The sequence below is a fragment of the Arthrobacter sp. CDRTa11 genome (genome assembly GCF_026427775.1).
Taxonomy (GTDB): domain Bacteria; phylum Actinomycetota; class Actinomycetes; order Actinomycetales; family Micrococcaceae; genus Arthrobacter.
Genome location: NZ_CP044532.1, coordinates 4,080,708 through 4,097,290, shown reverse-complemented (window position 1 = coordinate 4,097,290; position 16,583 = coordinate 4,080,708). Strand labels below are relative to the sequence as shown.

General features: G+C 63.5%; 13 protein-coding genes. 4 read left to right on the top strand and 9 right to left on the bottom strand.

Annotated elements, in window-relative coordinates; all coding sequences use genetic code 11:
- Nucleotides 1–19: 19 nt before the first annotated feature.
- The gene (locus F8G81_RS18610; RefSeq protein ID WP_267276127.1) at nt 20–2,140 is read right to left on the bottom strand and encodes a hypothetical protein; all 2,121 of its coding nucleotides are present in this window, start codon (nt 2,138–2,140) and stop codon (nt 20–22) included.
- Between the two features lie 239 nt (nt 2,141–2,379).
- Here F8G81_RS18610 and pta point away from each other — a divergent pair, with 239 nt between their 5' ends.
- Nucleotides 2,380–4,461: a phosphate acetyltransferase gene (gene pta / locus F8G81_RS18605; RefSeq protein WP_267276126.1), complete on the top strand. Its 2,082-nt coding sequence runs from the start codon at nt 2,380–2,382 to the stop codon at nt 4,459–4,461.
- Here the strand turns inward: pta and F8G81_RS18600 are convergent, their stop codons facing one another.
- Nucleotides 4,462–4,704, bottom strand: a complete 243-nt coding sequence (locus tag F8G81_RS18600; protein ID WP_267276125.1) for a hypothetical protein — start codon at nt 4,702–4,704, stop codon at nt 4,462–4,464.
- Between the two features lie 81 nt (nt 4,705–4,785).
- On the opposite strand from F8G81_RS18600, the gene F8G81_RS18595 reads away from it, so the two are divergent.
- Complete coding sequence (locus F8G81_RS18595) at nt 4,786–5,952, top strand: acetate kinase (protein WP_267276124.1); 1,167 nt, start codon at nt 4,786–4,788, stop codon at nt 5,950–5,952.
- A gap of 5 nt (nt 5,953–5,957) precedes the next feature.
- Nucleotides 5,958–6,503, top strand: coding sequence for a GNAT family N-acetyltransferase (locus tag F8G81_RS18590; RefSeq protein WP_267276123.1), 546 nt, complete (start codon nt 5,958–5,960; stop codon nt 6,501–6,503).
- 72 nt (nt 6,504–6,575) lie between these two features.
- On the opposite strand, the gene F8G81_RS18585 is transcribed toward F8G81_RS18590, so the two are convergent.
- From F8G81_RS18585 to F8G81_RS18555, 7 genes are all read right to left on the bottom strand, one after another.
- Nucleotides 6,576–7,670, bottom strand: coding sequence for a sugar-binding protein (locus F8G81_RS18585; protein ID WP_267276122.1), 1,095 nt, complete (start codon nt 7,668–7,670; stop codon nt 6,576–6,578).
- Nucleotides 7,671–7,727: 57 nt separating this feature from the next.
- Nucleotides 7,728–9,014: a multiple monosaccharide ABC transporter permease gene (gene mmsB / locus F8G81_RS18580; protein WP_267276121.1), complete on the bottom strand. Its 1,287-nt coding sequence runs from the start codon at nt 9,012–9,014 to the stop codon at nt 7,728–7,730.
- Between the two features lie 20 nt (nt 9,015–9,034).
- A complete protein-coding gene (mmsA, locus tag F8G81_RS18575) occupies nt 9,035–10,621 on the bottom strand; it encodes a multiple monosaccharide ABC transporter ATP-binding protein (RefSeq protein ID WP_267276120.1) in 1,587 nt (528 codons plus the stop codon).
- Between the two features lie 125 nt (nt 10,622–10,746).
- Complete coding sequence (locus F8G81_RS18570) at nt 10,747–11,937, bottom strand: ROK family transcriptional regulator (RefSeq protein WP_267276119.1); 1,191 nt, start codon at nt 11,935–11,937, stop codon at nt 10,747–10,749.
- Nucleotides 11,938–11,995: 58 nt separating this feature from the next.
- On the bottom strand, nt 11,996–13,411 hold the full coding sequence (locus tag F8G81_RS18565) for an NAD(P)H-quinone dehydrogenase (RefSeq protein WP_267276118.1): 1,416 nt from the start codon (nt 13,409–13,411) through the stop codon (nt 11,996–11,998).
- Between the two features lie 42 nt (nt 13,412–13,453).
- On the bottom strand, nt 13,454–14,500 hold the full coding sequence (locus F8G81_RS18560) for an aldo/keto reductase (RefSeq protein ID WP_267276117.1): 1,047 nt from the start codon (nt 14,498–14,500) through the stop codon (nt 13,454–13,456).
- A gap of 149 nt (nt 14,501–14,649) precedes the next feature.
- Nucleotides 14,650–15,834: an ROK family transcriptional regulator gene (locus F8G81_RS18555; protein WP_267276116.1), complete on the bottom strand. Its 1,185-nt coding sequence runs from the start codon at nt 15,832–15,834 to the stop codon at nt 14,650–14,652.
- Nucleotides 15,835–16,087: 253 nt separating this feature from the next.
- On the opposite strand from F8G81_RS18555, the gene F8G81_RS18550 reads away from it, so the two are divergent.
- On the top strand, nt 16,088–16,555 hold the full coding sequence (locus F8G81_RS18550) for an SRPBCC family protein (RefSeq protein WP_267276115.1): 468 nt from the start codon (nt 16,088–16,090) through the stop codon (nt 16,553–16,555).
- Nucleotides 16,556–16,583: the final 28 nt, after the last annotated feature.

Below are 16,583 nucleotides of genomic sequence, written 5' to 3'. Positions count from 1 at the left end.
GCTCCCGGCTCCCTTAGCGTTAGCCGCCCACAACCACCTGGCAGGCGTGCGGGTTGGCGTTGTCGGTGGAGAGTGTCAGCACCTGGCTCCACGCGGCGGTGCCGGTGTTCGGAACTGCGACGGTCTGAGCAGCACCTGCAGGCAACGTTCCCTGGCCAGCATCTGACGCGGCGGCCGGAGCGCTCCCGGTGGGAGTTTCGAGGGAGGTCCACTGATACTGGACACCGCTGCAGCCGGCGCCCGGTGCGCTGAGCGTGATGGACTGCGCGGCGGTGGCATCCACCAGCAGCCGGGTGGGAGCAGCGGGGGAGCCCGCCGTGATGGTCCACGCTGACGGTGTTTTGGCGCTGGGTCCTTCAGTGCGCAGGCCCTGATCGGTCAGGAGTGCCACCGCTCCCTGCAGGCCGTGGTCCGCATTAACGGGCAGGTAGGGCCTGATCGCCGCCGCAAAGGCAAGCGCATCGGACTCCGGAATCAGGAGGTGGACAGCCCTGAGATCCGCCAGTTGCCCGGGAACGCCGGCATCCAGGGGCTGGGAGGACTTGATCCATGGCTGCGCGGCGGGTGAATCAAGGAACTCGTTGACTGCCTGCAGGTTGTGGTGGCCCTCAGGGAGATCGGGGAGCCACTGCCGGGAAACCAGCACGGTGCGTCCGTCGTCGCCGATGAGCCCGGACCAGGGCTGGGCATCCCGCAGGTCAACCTGGGGCAGCTGGTAGATATCCGGAATCGGGGCACCGGCTTGTTGGACGTACGTCTGGTACAGGAGGCTGGAGTTGAACGAGGTGGACGCAATGGGCACCATCACGGGCCCGCTGGTTTGGGACAGTGTCCGAACGGTGGAGGCCACTTCCACCATGTTGGGCAGGTTTGACTGGACGAAGGGTTCCGTCACATTGGGGTACAGCCCGCCCGGCAGCTGCGAGGCCGCGAAGCGAATCCCGGACAGGGCCGGTGTCTGCGCGAACATAAAGGCGAACAGGGCCGTGGCAAGCCCCGCCGCCACCAGCTGGCGGGCCAGCGGACGCGGCCGCGGCAGCAAGCGAACCAGCCCGACGAAGCCAACTGTCATCAGCAGCGGCCACACATGCACCTGGTGGATGATTCCGGACTGTTTTTGGATGATGGCCCACACCACCTCGGAGACCAGCAGGAAGGAAGCCACGAACACGGCGTTGCGGGTGACCGACGTCGAGGTCCTCCGGGCAATGACCAGCGCCAGTCCAACGACGGCTGCGATGGCGACCACCAGCGCCACGAAGCCTCCGGCGTAGGAGAGGTTGGCGGTGAGCGCGTCCGTCAGCGAGGTCTGGTAGCTGATGTAGAACAGGGAGTTGTCACGCGAAAAAATGGAGGTGAGTGTGCCCGGTGTCAGGACGGTTGCGCCGCCGATCACTGCGGCCGCCGCAAGAAGGACGGGCAGGCTCAGTGTCTCCTTCAGGAGGCTCCGCCACCGCTCGGGCGGGCGCCGGTAGCGCAGCGCGGCCACGGTGTAGGCGAGCAGGAAGCATGCGACGACGATCGCCAGGTCAAAGAGGAAGTTCTTCTTCACCAGCAACGCCGCTGCCCCGATCAGCAGTGCCCAGAACAGCGTCCAGCGGTGCATCCGGCGTGACATCAGAATCCAGACCGCGGCAAGAATCAGGGACATCCCGATCAGGTCGGGAACTCCCTGTACGCAGACCAGGAACGTCAGCGGGTTGAGGCCTGCCGCCAGCACTATCCAGGGTGAAACCCGAAGTCCGAAAGTGCGGCAGGCGATCTTGGTGGTCAGCACGGTCATCGGCAGCAGGCCGAGCAAACCCATGGCAGCCTCGTAAGGCACGCGGAGGTTGAGGAGTTCAGGCGGCAGGACCGTCAGCGGCAGGGCCCAGTACGGGGGATACTCGCTCAGCGACTGCGCCTTCAGGTACGTGTAAAGCGCGTGTGGCCCTTTACGGAGCGCATCGGAGGTGTTGATGGCCACTTCCTGATAACCGCGCGGGTCGTAGAAATAGATCCGCTGCTCGCTCCCGACGTACAGGGCCAGGATCCCCAGGATGGCAGCCAGCGGCAGCACCCAAGTCAGGAGAAATGCCCGGCTTCGCAGTGACCGGCCCATCCCGCGGGTTGTCCGCCTCAAATTTTCCACATGCGTCATACCCACGTATCCGCCTTCCGAACCATACGGCCCTTAGGGTGGCCGGCTGCCCCCGGGGAGCGGTACCCCCAGTGTTTTGACACCTTCGAGCCTAGCGGCGATTCTTCAGGCCCAAAAATTGGCTAAGTGGCCAACGTGTGACGAACTGCTCTACAGCGGGGAGTGAACCCGGCGGAAAGCTAGTGACAGGATGGGAGGACCGGCAGCTCCACACACCACCAGCAATTAAAGGGCGGATCATGGCCAGAGGCATCTATGTCAGCGCAACCACCCCAGGCTCGGGCAAGTCGCTCGTGGCCCTGGGCCTTGCGGACACCCTGCACCGGCACGCCGACAGGATCGGCTTCTTCAAGCCGGTGGTCCTGGGCACCGATGCTGCGGATGACCCCATGGTGGCGCTGATGAAGTCACGCTTTGCGCTGGACGATGAGCGCTGCCGGGGCGGCCTGACCTTCGCCGAGGTGCGCGCCCTGCTGGCCGAGGGAAAGCGGGCCGACATCGACGCCCGCTGTGTGGACATCTTCGCCGAAATGTCCCGGCACTGCGATGTGGTGATTGTGGAGGGCACGGACCTCACTGGCCAGGACGCCGCCGTCGAGTTTGACCTCAACGCCCGTCTCGCCAACAACCTGGCCGCACCGGTGGTCGCCGTGGTGGGCGCGAAGGGGCGTACCGTCGCGGAGGCGGCCGCCGCCGTCGAAGTGGCCCGCAAGGAACTTTCCGCAGGAAATTGCGCCCTGCTGGCCATCATGGTCAACCGCGCAGATCCCGACGACGTCGAGGCCATCGTTGCGGCGGTGAAGCCAGGCGCGTCCGGGCGTCCCGTGTACGTCCTGCCTGAACTGGAGGAGATCGCCCGGCCCACCACCGGCGAGGTTGCCGCCGCCCTGGGCGTGCGGCAGATTGCCGGCCGCCCGGACATGGAGCGGGATGTCCGGGACATCAAGGTGGCGGCCATGAACGTGGGCAACTTCCTGAACGTCCTGGACGAGGGCGCCCTGGTGATTGTGCCGGGGGACCGCGCGGACGTGATGGTGGCATGCCTGGCGTCGTCGTTCTCGCCGGAGTTCCCGGTGCCCTCGGCCCTGGTCCTGACCGGCGGCCTTGCCCCGGATGCCAACATCTATCCTCTGCTGGCCCAGGCCCCCTTCCCCGTGTTCGCCTCCCACGACGACACGTACACCACGGCCCGCCGGGTCTCGGAGGTCCGGAGCGAGATCTGGTCCGGGCACCGGCGTAAAGTGGCGTCCGCGCTGGGGCTCTGGTCCAGGAGTGTGGACGAGGCCGAACTGGTGGAACGGCTGCACCTGCCGCGGGCCGAGCGGATGACGCCCCTGCGGTTCCTGCACGACCTCATTGAACGGGCCCGGGCGCAGCGCAGGCACGTGGTCCTCCCGGAGGGGACAGACGTCCGGATTCTCCGGGCCGCCGAGATCCTGCACCGCCGCGACGTGTGTGACCTGACCCTGCTGGGCCCTGAGTCCGACGTCCGTGAACTGGCAGCCGCCCGGGGCATCGACCTGTCCGGAATCAACATTGTTGACCCGGCCACGTCCGAGCTCCGGCAGGGCTTCGCGGAAAAGTATGCGGAACTGCGCGCGCACAAGGGCGTGGACGTGGCCAAGGCACTCGAGATCATGCAGGACGGCAGCTACTTTGGCACCATGATGGTCCATCTGGGCGTGGTGGACGGGATGGTGTCCGGCGCCGCCCACACCACGGCCCACACCATCCGGCCCGCCCTGGAATTCGTGAAGACGCGCGACGGCGTGAACATTGTCTCCTCGGTGTTCCTGATGCTGATGTCGGACCGGGTGCTGGTTTACGGCGACTGCGCGGTGAACCCTGACCCCAACGTGGAGCAGCTGGCGGACATAGCCCTGGCCTCGGCCGAAACCGCTGCCCAGTTCGGTGTGGAGCCGCGGGTGGCCATGCTGTCCTACTCCACCGGCGGTTCCGGCTCCGGGGAGGCTGTGGACGAGGTCCGGCAGGCCACCGCACTGGTGCGCGAACGCCGGCCGGACCTAGCCGTCGAAGGCCCCATCCAGTACGACGCCGCCGTGGATGCGTCCATTGCCGAGTCCAAGATGCCGGGCTCGTCCGTGGCCGGCCAGGCGACCGTCTTCATCTTCCCGGACCTCAACACCGGCAACAACACATACAAGGCGGTGCAGCAGAGCTCCGGAGCGGTCGCCGTCGGGCCCGTTCTGCAGGGGCTCCGCAAACCGGTCAACGACCTCTCCCGCGGCTGCACTGTTGAGGACATCGTGAACACCGTGGCCATCACGGCTATCCAGGCGCAGGTGCCGGTAAAGGTCTAGTCAGCTGTTTTCCGGCTTCACCACGCTCGCCGGGTCCTCCTGTTTGGCCGGTTCGTCGGAAAGGCCCTCGGGTGTGAGGTCCATTCCTTCGGCATCCTTGCCAGCCGACGCAGTATCAGCGGGCGCAGTCTTAGCCGACGCCGGGTTGTCACCCTCGGTGCCGGTGGGCGGCTGGGCGGTTTCGGTGTGCGCTTCGACGTTCTCGGGGGTGGTGTAGTCCGGGTGAGTGGGGTCGTTCGTCATGGAAGGTTCCCTTCGGCGTGGTCCAACGTGTCAATTTATAGTGGGACGTAGTTACCGCAACAGCAAGGCTCAGGAGGCCCCATGCTTGTGCTCGTCATCAATTCCGGCTCGTCGTCGCTCAAATACCAGGTGCGTGACGTTGCCGCCGGGAGTGTGCTGACCGAAGGCCTGATCGAAAAAATCGGCATGGGCAACGGCGGCGACGGCGATGGCGAGATCGAGGGCCCGCGTGACCACGCGGAGGCCCTGGAACAGGTGGACGCGGCCATCCATGCGGAACTTGGGGACCTTGAACTGGCTGCCGTTGGCCACCGTGTGGTGCATGGCGGTGAGCGCTTCGCGGAACCCGTGCTGATCGATCACGAGATCACCCGCGCCATCGAACGCCTCAACCCGCTGGCGCCGCTGCACAACCCCGCCAACGTGCTGGGGATCCGCGCCATCACTAAAAAATGGCCTGACATGCCGCAGGTGGCCGTTTTTGACACCGCCTTCCACCGCACGCTGCCCGAGCATGCCTGGCGCTACGCCGTGCCGGATGAGCTCTACACCAGCCACGGCATCCGCCGCTACGGCTTCCACGGCACCTCGCACGAGTACGTGACCCAGCGGGCCGCCGCGCTCCTGGACATTCCGGTGGAAGAGTTCGACGGCGTGATCGCCCACCTTGGGAACGGCGCCTCCGTCACGGCCGTCCGCGGCGGCAAGTCCGTTGACACGTCCATGGGCTTCACCCCGTTGGAGGGCCTGGTGATGGGCACCCGATCCGGCGACCTGGACCCGTCCATCCTGGTCTTCCTGGGCAGGGCCGGCTGGACCCCGGAGGACATCGACACCATGCTCAACCGCGAATCCGGCTTGAAGGGGCTGGCCGGGAACAACGACATGCGCTCCGTGGTGGAAGCTTCGGAGGCCGGCGACGCCAAAGCCGCCATGGCGCTTGCCGTGGCGTCCTACCGCCTGGCTAAGTACATCGGCGGCTACCACGTGGCGGTGGACGGCGCGAAGGCGCTGGTTTTCACCGCCGGCATCGGAGAAAACTCCTCCCAGTTCCGCGCGCTGGTGACCGATCGTCTGGGTGCCTTGGGCATAGAGCTCGACGCCGGCCTCAACAGCCAGCGGTCCAAGGAACCACGGGTGATTTCCACCGCGCAGTCCGCCATCCCGGTCTTGGTGGTCCCCACCGACGAAGAGCAGGCGATCGCGGAGGCGACAGCCGCCGTCGTCCATTCAACGGCGATCGCCTAGCATCCATGCCGGACATCACGCTCCCCGTCCGGACGGAACGGCTGGCTCTCCGCCGCTTTGAAGGCCGGGACCTGGAGGCCTTCCACGCTTACCACGCGCTGCCGGAGACGGCCCGGTTCCTGCCAGGCCTGGCCAAAACCTACACGCAGTGCATGGAGCGGGTGGGAATGTACGCCAACTTTGTCTTCGAAAAGGAAGGCGACTGGGTCAGCCTGGCCATTGAAGCCAAGGACTCGCCCGGCCTGCTGGGCGAAGTGGTGCTGAAGTGGCTCCCTGGCCGCGGGCAGGCCGAAATCGGCTGGACGCTGGCGCCCGGGGCGCGCGGCAAGGGCTACGCCACCGAGGCTGCCGCGGCCATGCTGGGCCTGGGCTTCGGGGAACTCGGGTTCCACCGAATCGAGGCCCGGCTGGACGCGCTTAACACGCCGTCCGCCGAATTGTGTGAACGGCTGGGCATGCGGCTCGAAGCCAGGCTGGTGGACAAATGGCACTACAAGGGCCAGTGGGCAACAGAGCTGGTCTACTCGATGCTGGAGCAGGAATGGCCATGATGGTCCTCTGGGGGTGGCTTAAAAGAGGAATGCCCGACTCCGCTGGAGCCGGGCATTCCGTATTCATGGGTGCTACTTGGTGACCGGGCCCAGTATGGGATCGCCCACGTAAGCCGTTTTGACGCTGGCTGCTGTCACGATAGCCGGGGGCAACAGGTACGCCGGAACACGCTTGAATTCGTTCTTGTAGTTCCGGTTGTCGTTGATTTCCAGGGCGAGGCCTTGCTGGAGGTCCTTGATCATGGTGACGGTGTGCTCAACGATCTTGCGGGTGTCCTTGTTGATCGTGGAGTACTGCTCGCCGGCCATGATGGACTTGACGGATTCCAATTCGGAGTCCTGTCCGGTCACAACAGGGACGGTCTTGCCGGCACTCTTGACAGACGTGATGATGGCGCGGGCCAGCGTGTCGTTGGGGGAGAGGACGCCGTCGAGCTCGGTGGAGGAGTAGCTGCCTGAGAGCAGGGAGTCCATGCGGCGCTGGGCATTTTCCGGCTTCCAGTCCTGGGTCACGGCCTTCTGGAAGTCCGCCTGCCCCGAGACAACCTTCAGGGTGCCGTCGTCGATCTTCGGCTTCAGGACGCTCATGGCGCCGTCGAAGAACACCTTTGAGTTGGCGTCGTCCGGGGAGCCGGCGAAGAGTTCCACGTTGTAAGGGCCCGCCTTCTTGGCTTGCATGCCTTCCAGCAGTGCCTGGCCCTGGAGTTCACCGACCTTGAAGTTGTCATAGGCCACGTAGTAGTCAATGGCCTTGGTGTTTGTCAGCATGCGGTCGTAGGCGATGATGACCGCGCCGGCGTCCTTGGCCTGCTGCAGCTGGGTGCCCAGCTGGGCACCGTCCACGGCACCCACAACAATGACCTTGGCGCCGGAGGTGATCATGGTGGAGATCTGGTTCTGCTGTTCGGACACGCCGTTGTTGGCGAACTGCACGTTTGCCTTGAAGCCGGCCGACGAGAGTCCGTCGTTGAACAGGCTCTCTGCCAGGGTCCAGTTCTCGCTGGTCTTCTTGGGAAGCGCGACGCCGATGACGGAGTCCTGCGGGAATCCGGCCAGGGCGGTGCCCGCCTTGGCGGCTTCGGCGTCGACGTCGGACCGGCCGCACGCTGTCAGGGAGAGCGTGGCGACCGCCGCGAGGACGGTCAGGGTTTTAGCGATTTTACGCATCTGAAAATCTCTTTCTTCGGTCCAAAGGCAACCGGCTGTACCGGCCGCCATCGCGGGTTATTTTGACGCGACTGGTTCTGCGGGAGTGATGATGTCGGAGGTCTTGACGATCTCCTTTTCGGCGGTGGGCGGCTGGTTGGCGCGCAGGCCGTTCATGAGCATGCCTATGAGGGAGCGCCGGCCCTGGCTCTTGTTGTAGACGTCGATGGCGACAGCGATCAGGAGCACCATGCCCTTGATGATCGACTGCATGTCGGCGCCGACGCTGAGGAGCTGCAGCCCGTTGTTGAGGACGGCCATGACGAGGCCGCCCACAATCGAGCCGATTACCGTGCCGACGCCGCCGCTGACAGCCGCGCCGCCGATGAAGACGGCGGCAATGGCGTCCAGTTCCCAGCCGACGCCATCGGCAGGTCCGGAGCTGGTGGACCGGGCCACGAACATCATGCCGGCAAGTGCCGCAAGGATGGACATGTTCATCATGACCATGAAGTTGACCTTCTTGGACTGCACACCGGACAACTCGGCGGCGTGGCGGTTGCCACCTACGGCGTAGACGTGGCGGCCCAGGACGGTCTTGCTGGTGATGAAGACATAGACGGCCACCAGGCCAACCAGGATCAGGCCCGAGACGGGGAATGAGGTTCCGAAGCGTCCGGTCGAGAAGAGCCAGGTCACGTAGAGGACCGCGCCTGCCAGCAGGACAAGCCGGGTGACCGGCACCCAGATCGGGTCCGGCGTGCCGCCGGTGCGGGTCTGGATGCGACGGTTGCGGAACTCCGAGAACACCACGACGGCGATCAGCAGGAATCCAAGGATGACGGTGGGTGCGTTATAGCGGGCGAAATCGCCGATTTCCGGGAGGAAGCCTGCGCCCATAACCCGGAATTCATCGGGCACGGGTACGGTCAGGGACTTGCCAACAAGCTGGTTGGCACCCCGGAACAGGAGCATTCCGGCAAGTGTGACGATGAAGGCGGGGATGCCCACATAGGCCACCCAGAAGCCTTGCCATGCACCGATAGCGGCGCCCAGCAGCAGGCCCAGGACGATGCCAAGGTACCAAGGCAGGCCCCAGTCCCGCATGGAAATGGCAACCACAATGCCCACGGCCGCGGCAACGGATCCGACGGACAGGTCGATGTGGCCGGCGATGATGACCAGCACCATGCCGATGGCCAGGACCAGGATGTAGGAGTTGCCGTTAAAAAGGTTGATCATGTTCGTCGGCGTCAGGACTTTGCCGCCGGTAAATAGCTGGAAGAACAGCACAAGGGCCACGAGTGCGATGATCATGCCGAACTGGCGGGTGTCACCGCCGAAAATCCTTTTGAGTGCATTCATAATTGTTCCGTTTCTCGGGCTTATGCGGTTTGTGCAGTGGGGGCGGCGTGGGTGCCGGTGCGGGTGGCTGATGTCATGAGGCGCATCAGGGTTTCCTGGGTGGCCTGGTCCTTGTCCAGTACTCCCGTGATGGAACCTTCAAAGATGGTGTAGATCCGGTCTGAGAGTCCGAGGAGCTCGGGCAGTTCGGAGGAGATGACAATGACTCCCTTTCCTTGCTGGGCCAGCTGCTGGATGATGCCATAGATCTCGTATTTGGCCCCGACATCGATCCCTCGTGTGGGCTCGTCGAGGATGAGGAGGTCCGGGCCGGTAAACATCCACTTGGCCAGCACAACCTTCTGCTGGTTGCCGCCGGAGAGCTTGGACACTCCCTCGTTGACCGTGGGCGCCTTGGTCCGAAGGCTTTTGCGATATCCCTCGGCCACCGTGAACTCCTGTCGGTTGTCCACGACAATGCCTTTTGTGATGGCCTGAAGGTTCGCCGAGACGGTGGTGGTCTTGATGTCATCCAGCAGGTTCAGACCGAGGCTCTTGCGGTCTTCGGTGACGTAGGCAAGCCCGGCCCTGATGGCCTGCGGAACGTTCCGGATGTGGATTTCCTTGCCGTTTTTGAAGACCTGGCCGGAGATGAAGTTGCCGTAGGAGCGTCCAAAGAGGGACCGGGCCAGTTCGGTGCGGCCTGCGCCCATGAGCCCGGCAAAACCTACGATTTCGCCGCGGCGCACCGTGAAGCTTGAGTTCTTGCAGACGAGCCGGTCTGGAACCTGGGGGTGGCCGACGGTCCAGTTGCGGACCTCGAACAGCACCTCGCCGATCTCGGGCACATGCTCGGGGAACCGGGACTCGAGTGAGCGCCCCACCATCCCCTTGATGATGCGGTCCTCGTCCACGCCATCGGCCAGTACGTTGAGCGTTTCGACCGATTTGCCGTCGCGGATAATGGTGATCTCGTCCGCGATCTGTTCGATTTCGTTGAGCTTGTGGGAAATGATGATGGAGGTGATGCCCTTGGCTTTGAGGCCGAGCATCAGGTCCAGCAGGTGTTGGGAATCTGATTCGTTCAGTGCGGCAGTGGGCTCGTCGAGGATGAGCAGCTTAACCGACTTGTTCAATGCTTTGGCGATCTCCACCAACTGCTGCTTGCCTACGCCGATTTCCTTGATGGGGGTGTCCGGATTCTCGCGCAGGCCTACCCTGGCCAGCAGCTCTGTGGCCCTCAGGCGCGCCTCGGCCCAGTCGATAACACCGCGTTTGGTGGGTTCGTTGCCCAGGAAGATGTTCTCCGTGATGGACAGTTCCGGAATGAGGGCAAGTTCCTGGTGGATGATGACGATTCCTGCGTGTTCGCTGGCCCTAATGTCCTTGAACTGCTGGACTTCGTTCTGATAAACGATGTCGCCGTCGTAGCTGCCGAAAGGGTAGACCCCTGAGAGCACCTTCATCAGGGTGGATTTACCAGCGCCGTTCTCGCCGCAGATGGCGTGGATCTCGCCTGCCTTGACCCGGAGGCTTACCTCCGAGAGCGCTTTGACGCCGGGGAACTCCTTGGTGATGGAGCGCATCTCAAGGATGACCGGGCCTGTGTTCATGATGGTGGACGTCATTTGCCGTTAGGCCTCCAATGCATGACTTCTTTGTCCGCCCTGCAAAACGCGGGGCCGTCTCTGAGAAGTAAACTGGATGCCGGCTCTTGTCGTCAAGCCTTTAACGCAATCGGCGGTTTATGACGTTAACGTTTGCGGAGCCGGGCTTGTTGGAACACCAATGCTGCCGCGCCCAGAGCTTCGGCGCGGTCCCCAAGTGAGGACATGGTGAGGGTGGTGGTTTCGCCTATGACAGGCACGGCATGCTTCACCAGCCCCCTCCTGATGGGGTCCAACAGAATGTTGCCCAGGCCGGCGAGGGGGCCGCCCACCACGATAACCTCCGGATTGATCAGGTTAGCCAGATTGCCCAGCGCACGGCCCACAGCCAGACCTGCATCGTCCACCACCCGGATAGTGGCCGAGTCGCCCGCGAGAGCTTTCCGGACGATGTCCGCAGGGGTGAGGGGAGGGTTCTCGCTGCGGCTCAGCTGCTCGATCATGGTGGTGGTCGAAACTATGGTTTCCAGGCAGCCGCGGTTACCGCATCGGCACACCACGCCCTGTTCGTGCATGGTGGCATGACCTATTTCGCCGGTGATTCCCACGTTGCCGTAGAAGGGCGCGCCGTTCAGGATCAGGCCGGCACCGATGCCCGATCCGATCTTGAGGAACACCAGATTGCTCACTCCTGCGTGCTGGCCCCAGGTCACCTCCGACCACGCCCCAAGGTTGGCGTCGTTGTCAATGAATACGGGAACTTTCAGGGTTTCCTCGAGGTGCTGGTGGATGTTAATGCCCACCCACTCGGGCAGGAAGGCGCCTTGCGCCACGGTGCCTGTCCTGCGGTCAATTGGGCCTGGAATTCCGACGCCGGCACCCACCACCGTCATCTTGTCCACACCGTTTTCCCGCAGCAGCTTTTCCATCAGCACTACTGCGGCCTGGATGCCTTCCTCGGACTGGTGCCCCAGCGGGAGCATGACAGATTCATCGGCAATGACGTCATAACTCAGGGATGTCAGAACCACGCGCAGGTGCCGGCGGCCGAAGTCGATTCCCACCGCCACTCCGCCGTTGCTGTTGAGCCGAACATTCAGTGCCCGGCGCCCTGAACTGGTAGTAGGCTCGGTGGCGGCCAGGCCGGCATCCTGCAGGATCTTCACAATGTTGGAGACCGTTGCCGTGGAAAGACCAGTCTGCCGGGCCAGTTCAGCCTGGGTGCAGGGCCCACTCATCAGGGTCTCAATGATTCGCTGCTGGTTCAGTTGCCTTAGCGCCGATTGGGAACCGGGATTTTTGGGCTTGCTCCCTGGAGAGCGCGGTGTTGCGGACATGCAGAGAAGCCTGCCCTATGTGGGCCTTGCCGTCAAGAAGTTAACGCAAGCCCACTTGTTACATGTGTACGTGCAGGCGCCGCGCGGCCTCCGAGATTGATCCGGTCAGTGAGGGATAGACGGTGAAGGTGCTGGCGAGGTCGTCTACGTGCAGTTTCTGCGCGACGGCGATGGCGATCGGAAAGATCAGTTCGGAGGCGTTTGGTCCTACGACGACTCCGCCGATCACGGTGCCTGATCCCTTGCGGGCGATGATTTTGATGAAGCCGTCCTTGTGGTTGCGCATTTTGGCGCGGGCGTTGCTGATCAAGGGGAGCTTGACGACATCGCCTTGGTATCTGTCGGATACTACGTCTTCCTCGGAGACACCCACGGTGGCGATCTCGGGAGAGGTGAAGATGTTGGAGGCCACATGGTGCAGTTTCAGCGGGGTGACGCCGTCGCCCATGAAGTGCGCGATAGCGATGCGGCCCTGCATGGCGGCCACGGAGGCCAGGGCGAAGACTCCGGTGCAGTCGCCGGCCGCGTAGATGTTTGGCGCGGTGGTCCGGGAGACGCCGTCCACCTTGATGTGCCCGCCTTCTGTGAGTTCCACGCCGGCTGCCTCGAGACCGATGCCATTGGTGTTCGGGATGGATCCGACGCACACGAGACAGTGGCTGCCGGTTACTTTGACGCCGTTGGCCAGCACCACGGCCACGCCGTCGCCGGTTCGCTCCACGGCTTCTGCACGGGACCGGGCGAGGACCTTGACTCCGCGGCGTTCGAAGACGCCTTCCAGCACCTCTGCGGCATCGGTGTCGGACCTGGGCAGGACACGGTCTCCGCTGGAGATGAGGGTCACTTTGGAGCCGAGTCCGTTGTAGGCGGAGGCGAACTCGGCACCGGTTACGCCGGAGCCGACCACAATGAGCTCTTCCGGCAGCTCTTCGAGGTTGTATAGCTGGGCCCAGTTCAGGATGCGCTCACCGTCGGGAAGTGCGGTGGGCAGTTCGCGCGGGTAGGCGCCGACTGCCAGCAGGATCGCGTCGGCCTCCACCATCTCGATGCCGTCGGCTCCGCGGACCTCGATGGTGTGGGTGTCCAAGAGTTTGCCGGAGCCGATGAGAACGCGGACGCCCAGGTTTTCGAGGGCCCTTTGTATGTCGCCCGACTGCTGACGGGCCAGTGCCAGGAGCCGGTGGTTGATGTGCTTGAGGTCCGCACGCATGGTAGGCGTGCAGTCGCCGCCCTCGACATCGAACTTGACGCCCAGCTCTTCTGCCTCTCCAACGCGGGTCATCAGGTCCGCCGTCGCGATGAGCGTCTTCGAGGGGACAACGTCCGTGAGCACGGCGGATCCGCCCAGACCGGCCCGTTCGATGATGGTCACCGCCGCGCCCAGGGACGCGGCCACCATAGCGGCTTCGTAACCACCGGGCCCTCCGCCGAGAACTGCGACACGGGGTGAGCTCGGGACGGGAGGTGTAGTCATTAAGAATTCCATTCTCGTGGACGGGTGCGGGTTTTAGCGGGTTCAAAGTTCACAGATATTGCCGGCGCTGTTACCTGCCAAGGCTCTTGCTTGCGGAATCGGGCTCTCTGGCTCGGTGCCCGGCCCGGGGAAAGGCAGGTCCGCTCCGCGGGCTGCCCTCCAGAGGGCGTACCACTCGTGCCTGGTCATGCGGGTGGCTTGAAATTCTGCGTCCCGGCTCGCCAGGATCCGCTGCGGGTTTCTCGTCCCGATGACGGGTTCGATCCCGGCGGGGTGCTTCATCAGCCATGCCAGGACAATGGCTTCGGGCGTGGTGTCTTTGCGATCCGCCAAGGAGAGGACCAGCTTGGTGGTGGCCTCTTCCGGCGTTTTGGCCGCGGATACACGGCCCGAGTAGACGCCCCTGGCCAGTGGAGCCCAGGCCTGGAGCCGGACGGCGTTGCCCAGGCAGTATTCGATGGTTCCCTCGGGGAAGCTGTACTTGTTTCCGTCCGGGTGGTTGACGAGGACGCCGGCCTCTATCCAGTCCCTCTTGCCCAGGCTCATTTCCATCTGATTAAGGACGATGGGTGTGTCCAGATGCTTCTGGAGTGCAGCGATCTGGGCGCCGGACATGTTGGAGACGCCCAGATGCCTGACCTTGCCTGAGGACCGGAGAAACTCGAAGGCGGAGGCGATCTGTCCTGGTTCCAGGAGCGGGTCTGCCCGGTTGAGCAGGAGCGTGTCGATGTAGTCCGTTTTCAGCCGCGTCAGGCTGCGCCGTACGCTCTCGATGATGCTGGCGCCGTCCAGGTCGTAGTGCCGTGCTTCACCAGCTTCATCACCGAATCCGCAATGCGTGTTGATTTGAATGCGTTCCCGGAGGCCCTCCCAACGGGAAAGGACCTCACCAAAGACTGCTTCGGACTTGCCAAATCGATAGGCTGCCGCTTGGTCGAAGATCGTGATTCCTGCTTCCAGGGCAGCCTCGACGGCGGCTTCCGCCTCGTCGATCTCGGCCAGGCCGTACGGTGCAGATGACCAATCGCCGCCAAGGCCCATGCAGCCATAGACGACGTGGCCTAACCCGTTGGCTTTTTCACCATTCATGATTCTCCTTTCAGCGCTCTTCAACTGTGAGGAGCAGCAAGGACGTGATCCGATTCACATTCAAGCTGACTTAGCTAAAGTGTTCAAATATGAACTAAAGATTCAGGTGAAATGGCAATAAACGTTCAACTAGTGAAGTACTTCGACTTTTACGATGCCATTTGAGGAGTTGCCTCGAGGAGCCCCAATGCCACGGCCCCCAAGACGTGGGAACGGTCGGCCAGCCCCGCTCGACGGATTTCCAGACGGGCGGCAGCGCTGGGGATTCCACATCTGCGAACCATTTCGCGGATGGGAGCGAGCAGCAATTCGTCTGCCTGGGCGAGCTCACCACCGATAATGACGAGGTCCGGGTTGAAAAGATTGCATAGGTTCGCAATTGCCACACCGACCTGCCGTCCCGTATCGGAAAGGATTCGGCTGCAGGCGTGGTCACCGGCATTGGCCATACGGACAATTTCCGCGATGGACAATCCGGGCCCATAGCGTGGTTCCAGGAGATCGATAACGGAGCGGGCCGCCACAATAGTTTCAAGACATCCCCGGTTGCCGCATCTGCACACTGGCCCGAACTCGTCAATCGTTGTGTGGCCAATCTCGCCTGCAGTGCCGCCCGGGCCGCGGAACAGCTGTCCCCCAAGGATCAGCCCGGCCCCAACACCCTCGGACAATTTCAGATAGGCAACATTGTCAATCCCGGTAGCTGCTCCCCACGTATGTTCAGCAAGGACCCCGAGATTCGCGTCGTTGTCCACCACAACCCGCTGCCCGATCCGCTCCGACGCAAGCGCCGCCGGATCAACCCCGACCCAGCCGGGCAGGATAGAAGGCCCGCCAACTTTCCCTGTACGCGCATCTATCGGCGCGGGGAGGCCCATGCCAATGGCGCTCACCGCCTCCAGGCTTTCACCTATGGAATCGAGTGCCTGGCCAAGCAGATTTGCTGCCATCCCGATCCCTTCGTCTGCCGAGATCCCCGGGCCAAGTTCCACACGCCGCTCGGACAGGATGTTGTGCCCCATGTCGGCGATTGCGACGGTCAGGTGACGGTGTCCGTAATCGATTCCAGCCACCAGTCCGGCGTTTTGGGCCAGCTGCACAGCGTGCCGTTTGCCGCCGCCGGCGCTGGTGGTCGCCAGGACCTTCTTTGCTACGAGTTCACGAACAATATTCGATACTGTTGCCGGCGCCAAGCCTGTTTCTCGCGCCAGCTGGGCTTGGGACAGTTGCCCCGAGGCCTGGAGTACGTCCACGATGCGCTGCTGGTTGGCGCTGCGCAATGCGGTCTGGGATCCCGGTTTCAGAAGGACATTCTGGTTGACAAGTTTATTCATTAAATGAACATAGCAGGCGGCATCTTTTGATGTACACGGTGCAGCGCATGCGGCAAACCGGCTGCAACTGGATGCGTTCAGCCCGTGTTGGCGACGTGGGCGGACAACGTGGTCTGGTTGTCCCTGGCCAGGGCGCTGATTGTGCTGACCCGGCTGGCTCCGGAAGTCATTGACTGCCCACGGGACGGGGGCCAAAATGACGCTACTGCCGGCCAAGCCGGGCCGGCAACTGGCTGTCAGAGGGAGTGCCGCCATGCCCGTCATAGAAGAGAGTGTCTTCATCGCCCGCCCGCCGCAGGAGGTTTTTGATTTCCTGGTCAGGAGCGAGAACATCCCGGTCTGGGATTCCTCGGTGATTCGGACCGAACAGATCACTGAGGGTCCGCCGGGGCCAGGCACCAGGGTACGGGGCACCAGCAAGGTCATGGGTCGGCATTTCGACTGGGTGGCCGAAAACATCGACTTCGATCCGCCGCGGAAGACGGTGGCCCGCTCCATTGAAGGGAAGATGAATTTCACCATCACCAACTCCCTGGAACCGGAGGGCGACGGTACCCGCCTGACCTTCCGGATTGATGCGGATTCCGGGCTCGGCGGGATCTTCGGGAAGCTGGCGGACCCCCTCGTGGAGAAGGCACAGGCCCGGACGGTCCGCGCCAACCTTGAAACCCTGGCCGAGCTGCTGGCGGAGCACCCCGAGTACGGACGGGACGCCGGTTGAGCTCACCTGTCTCACAACCGACGCCTGC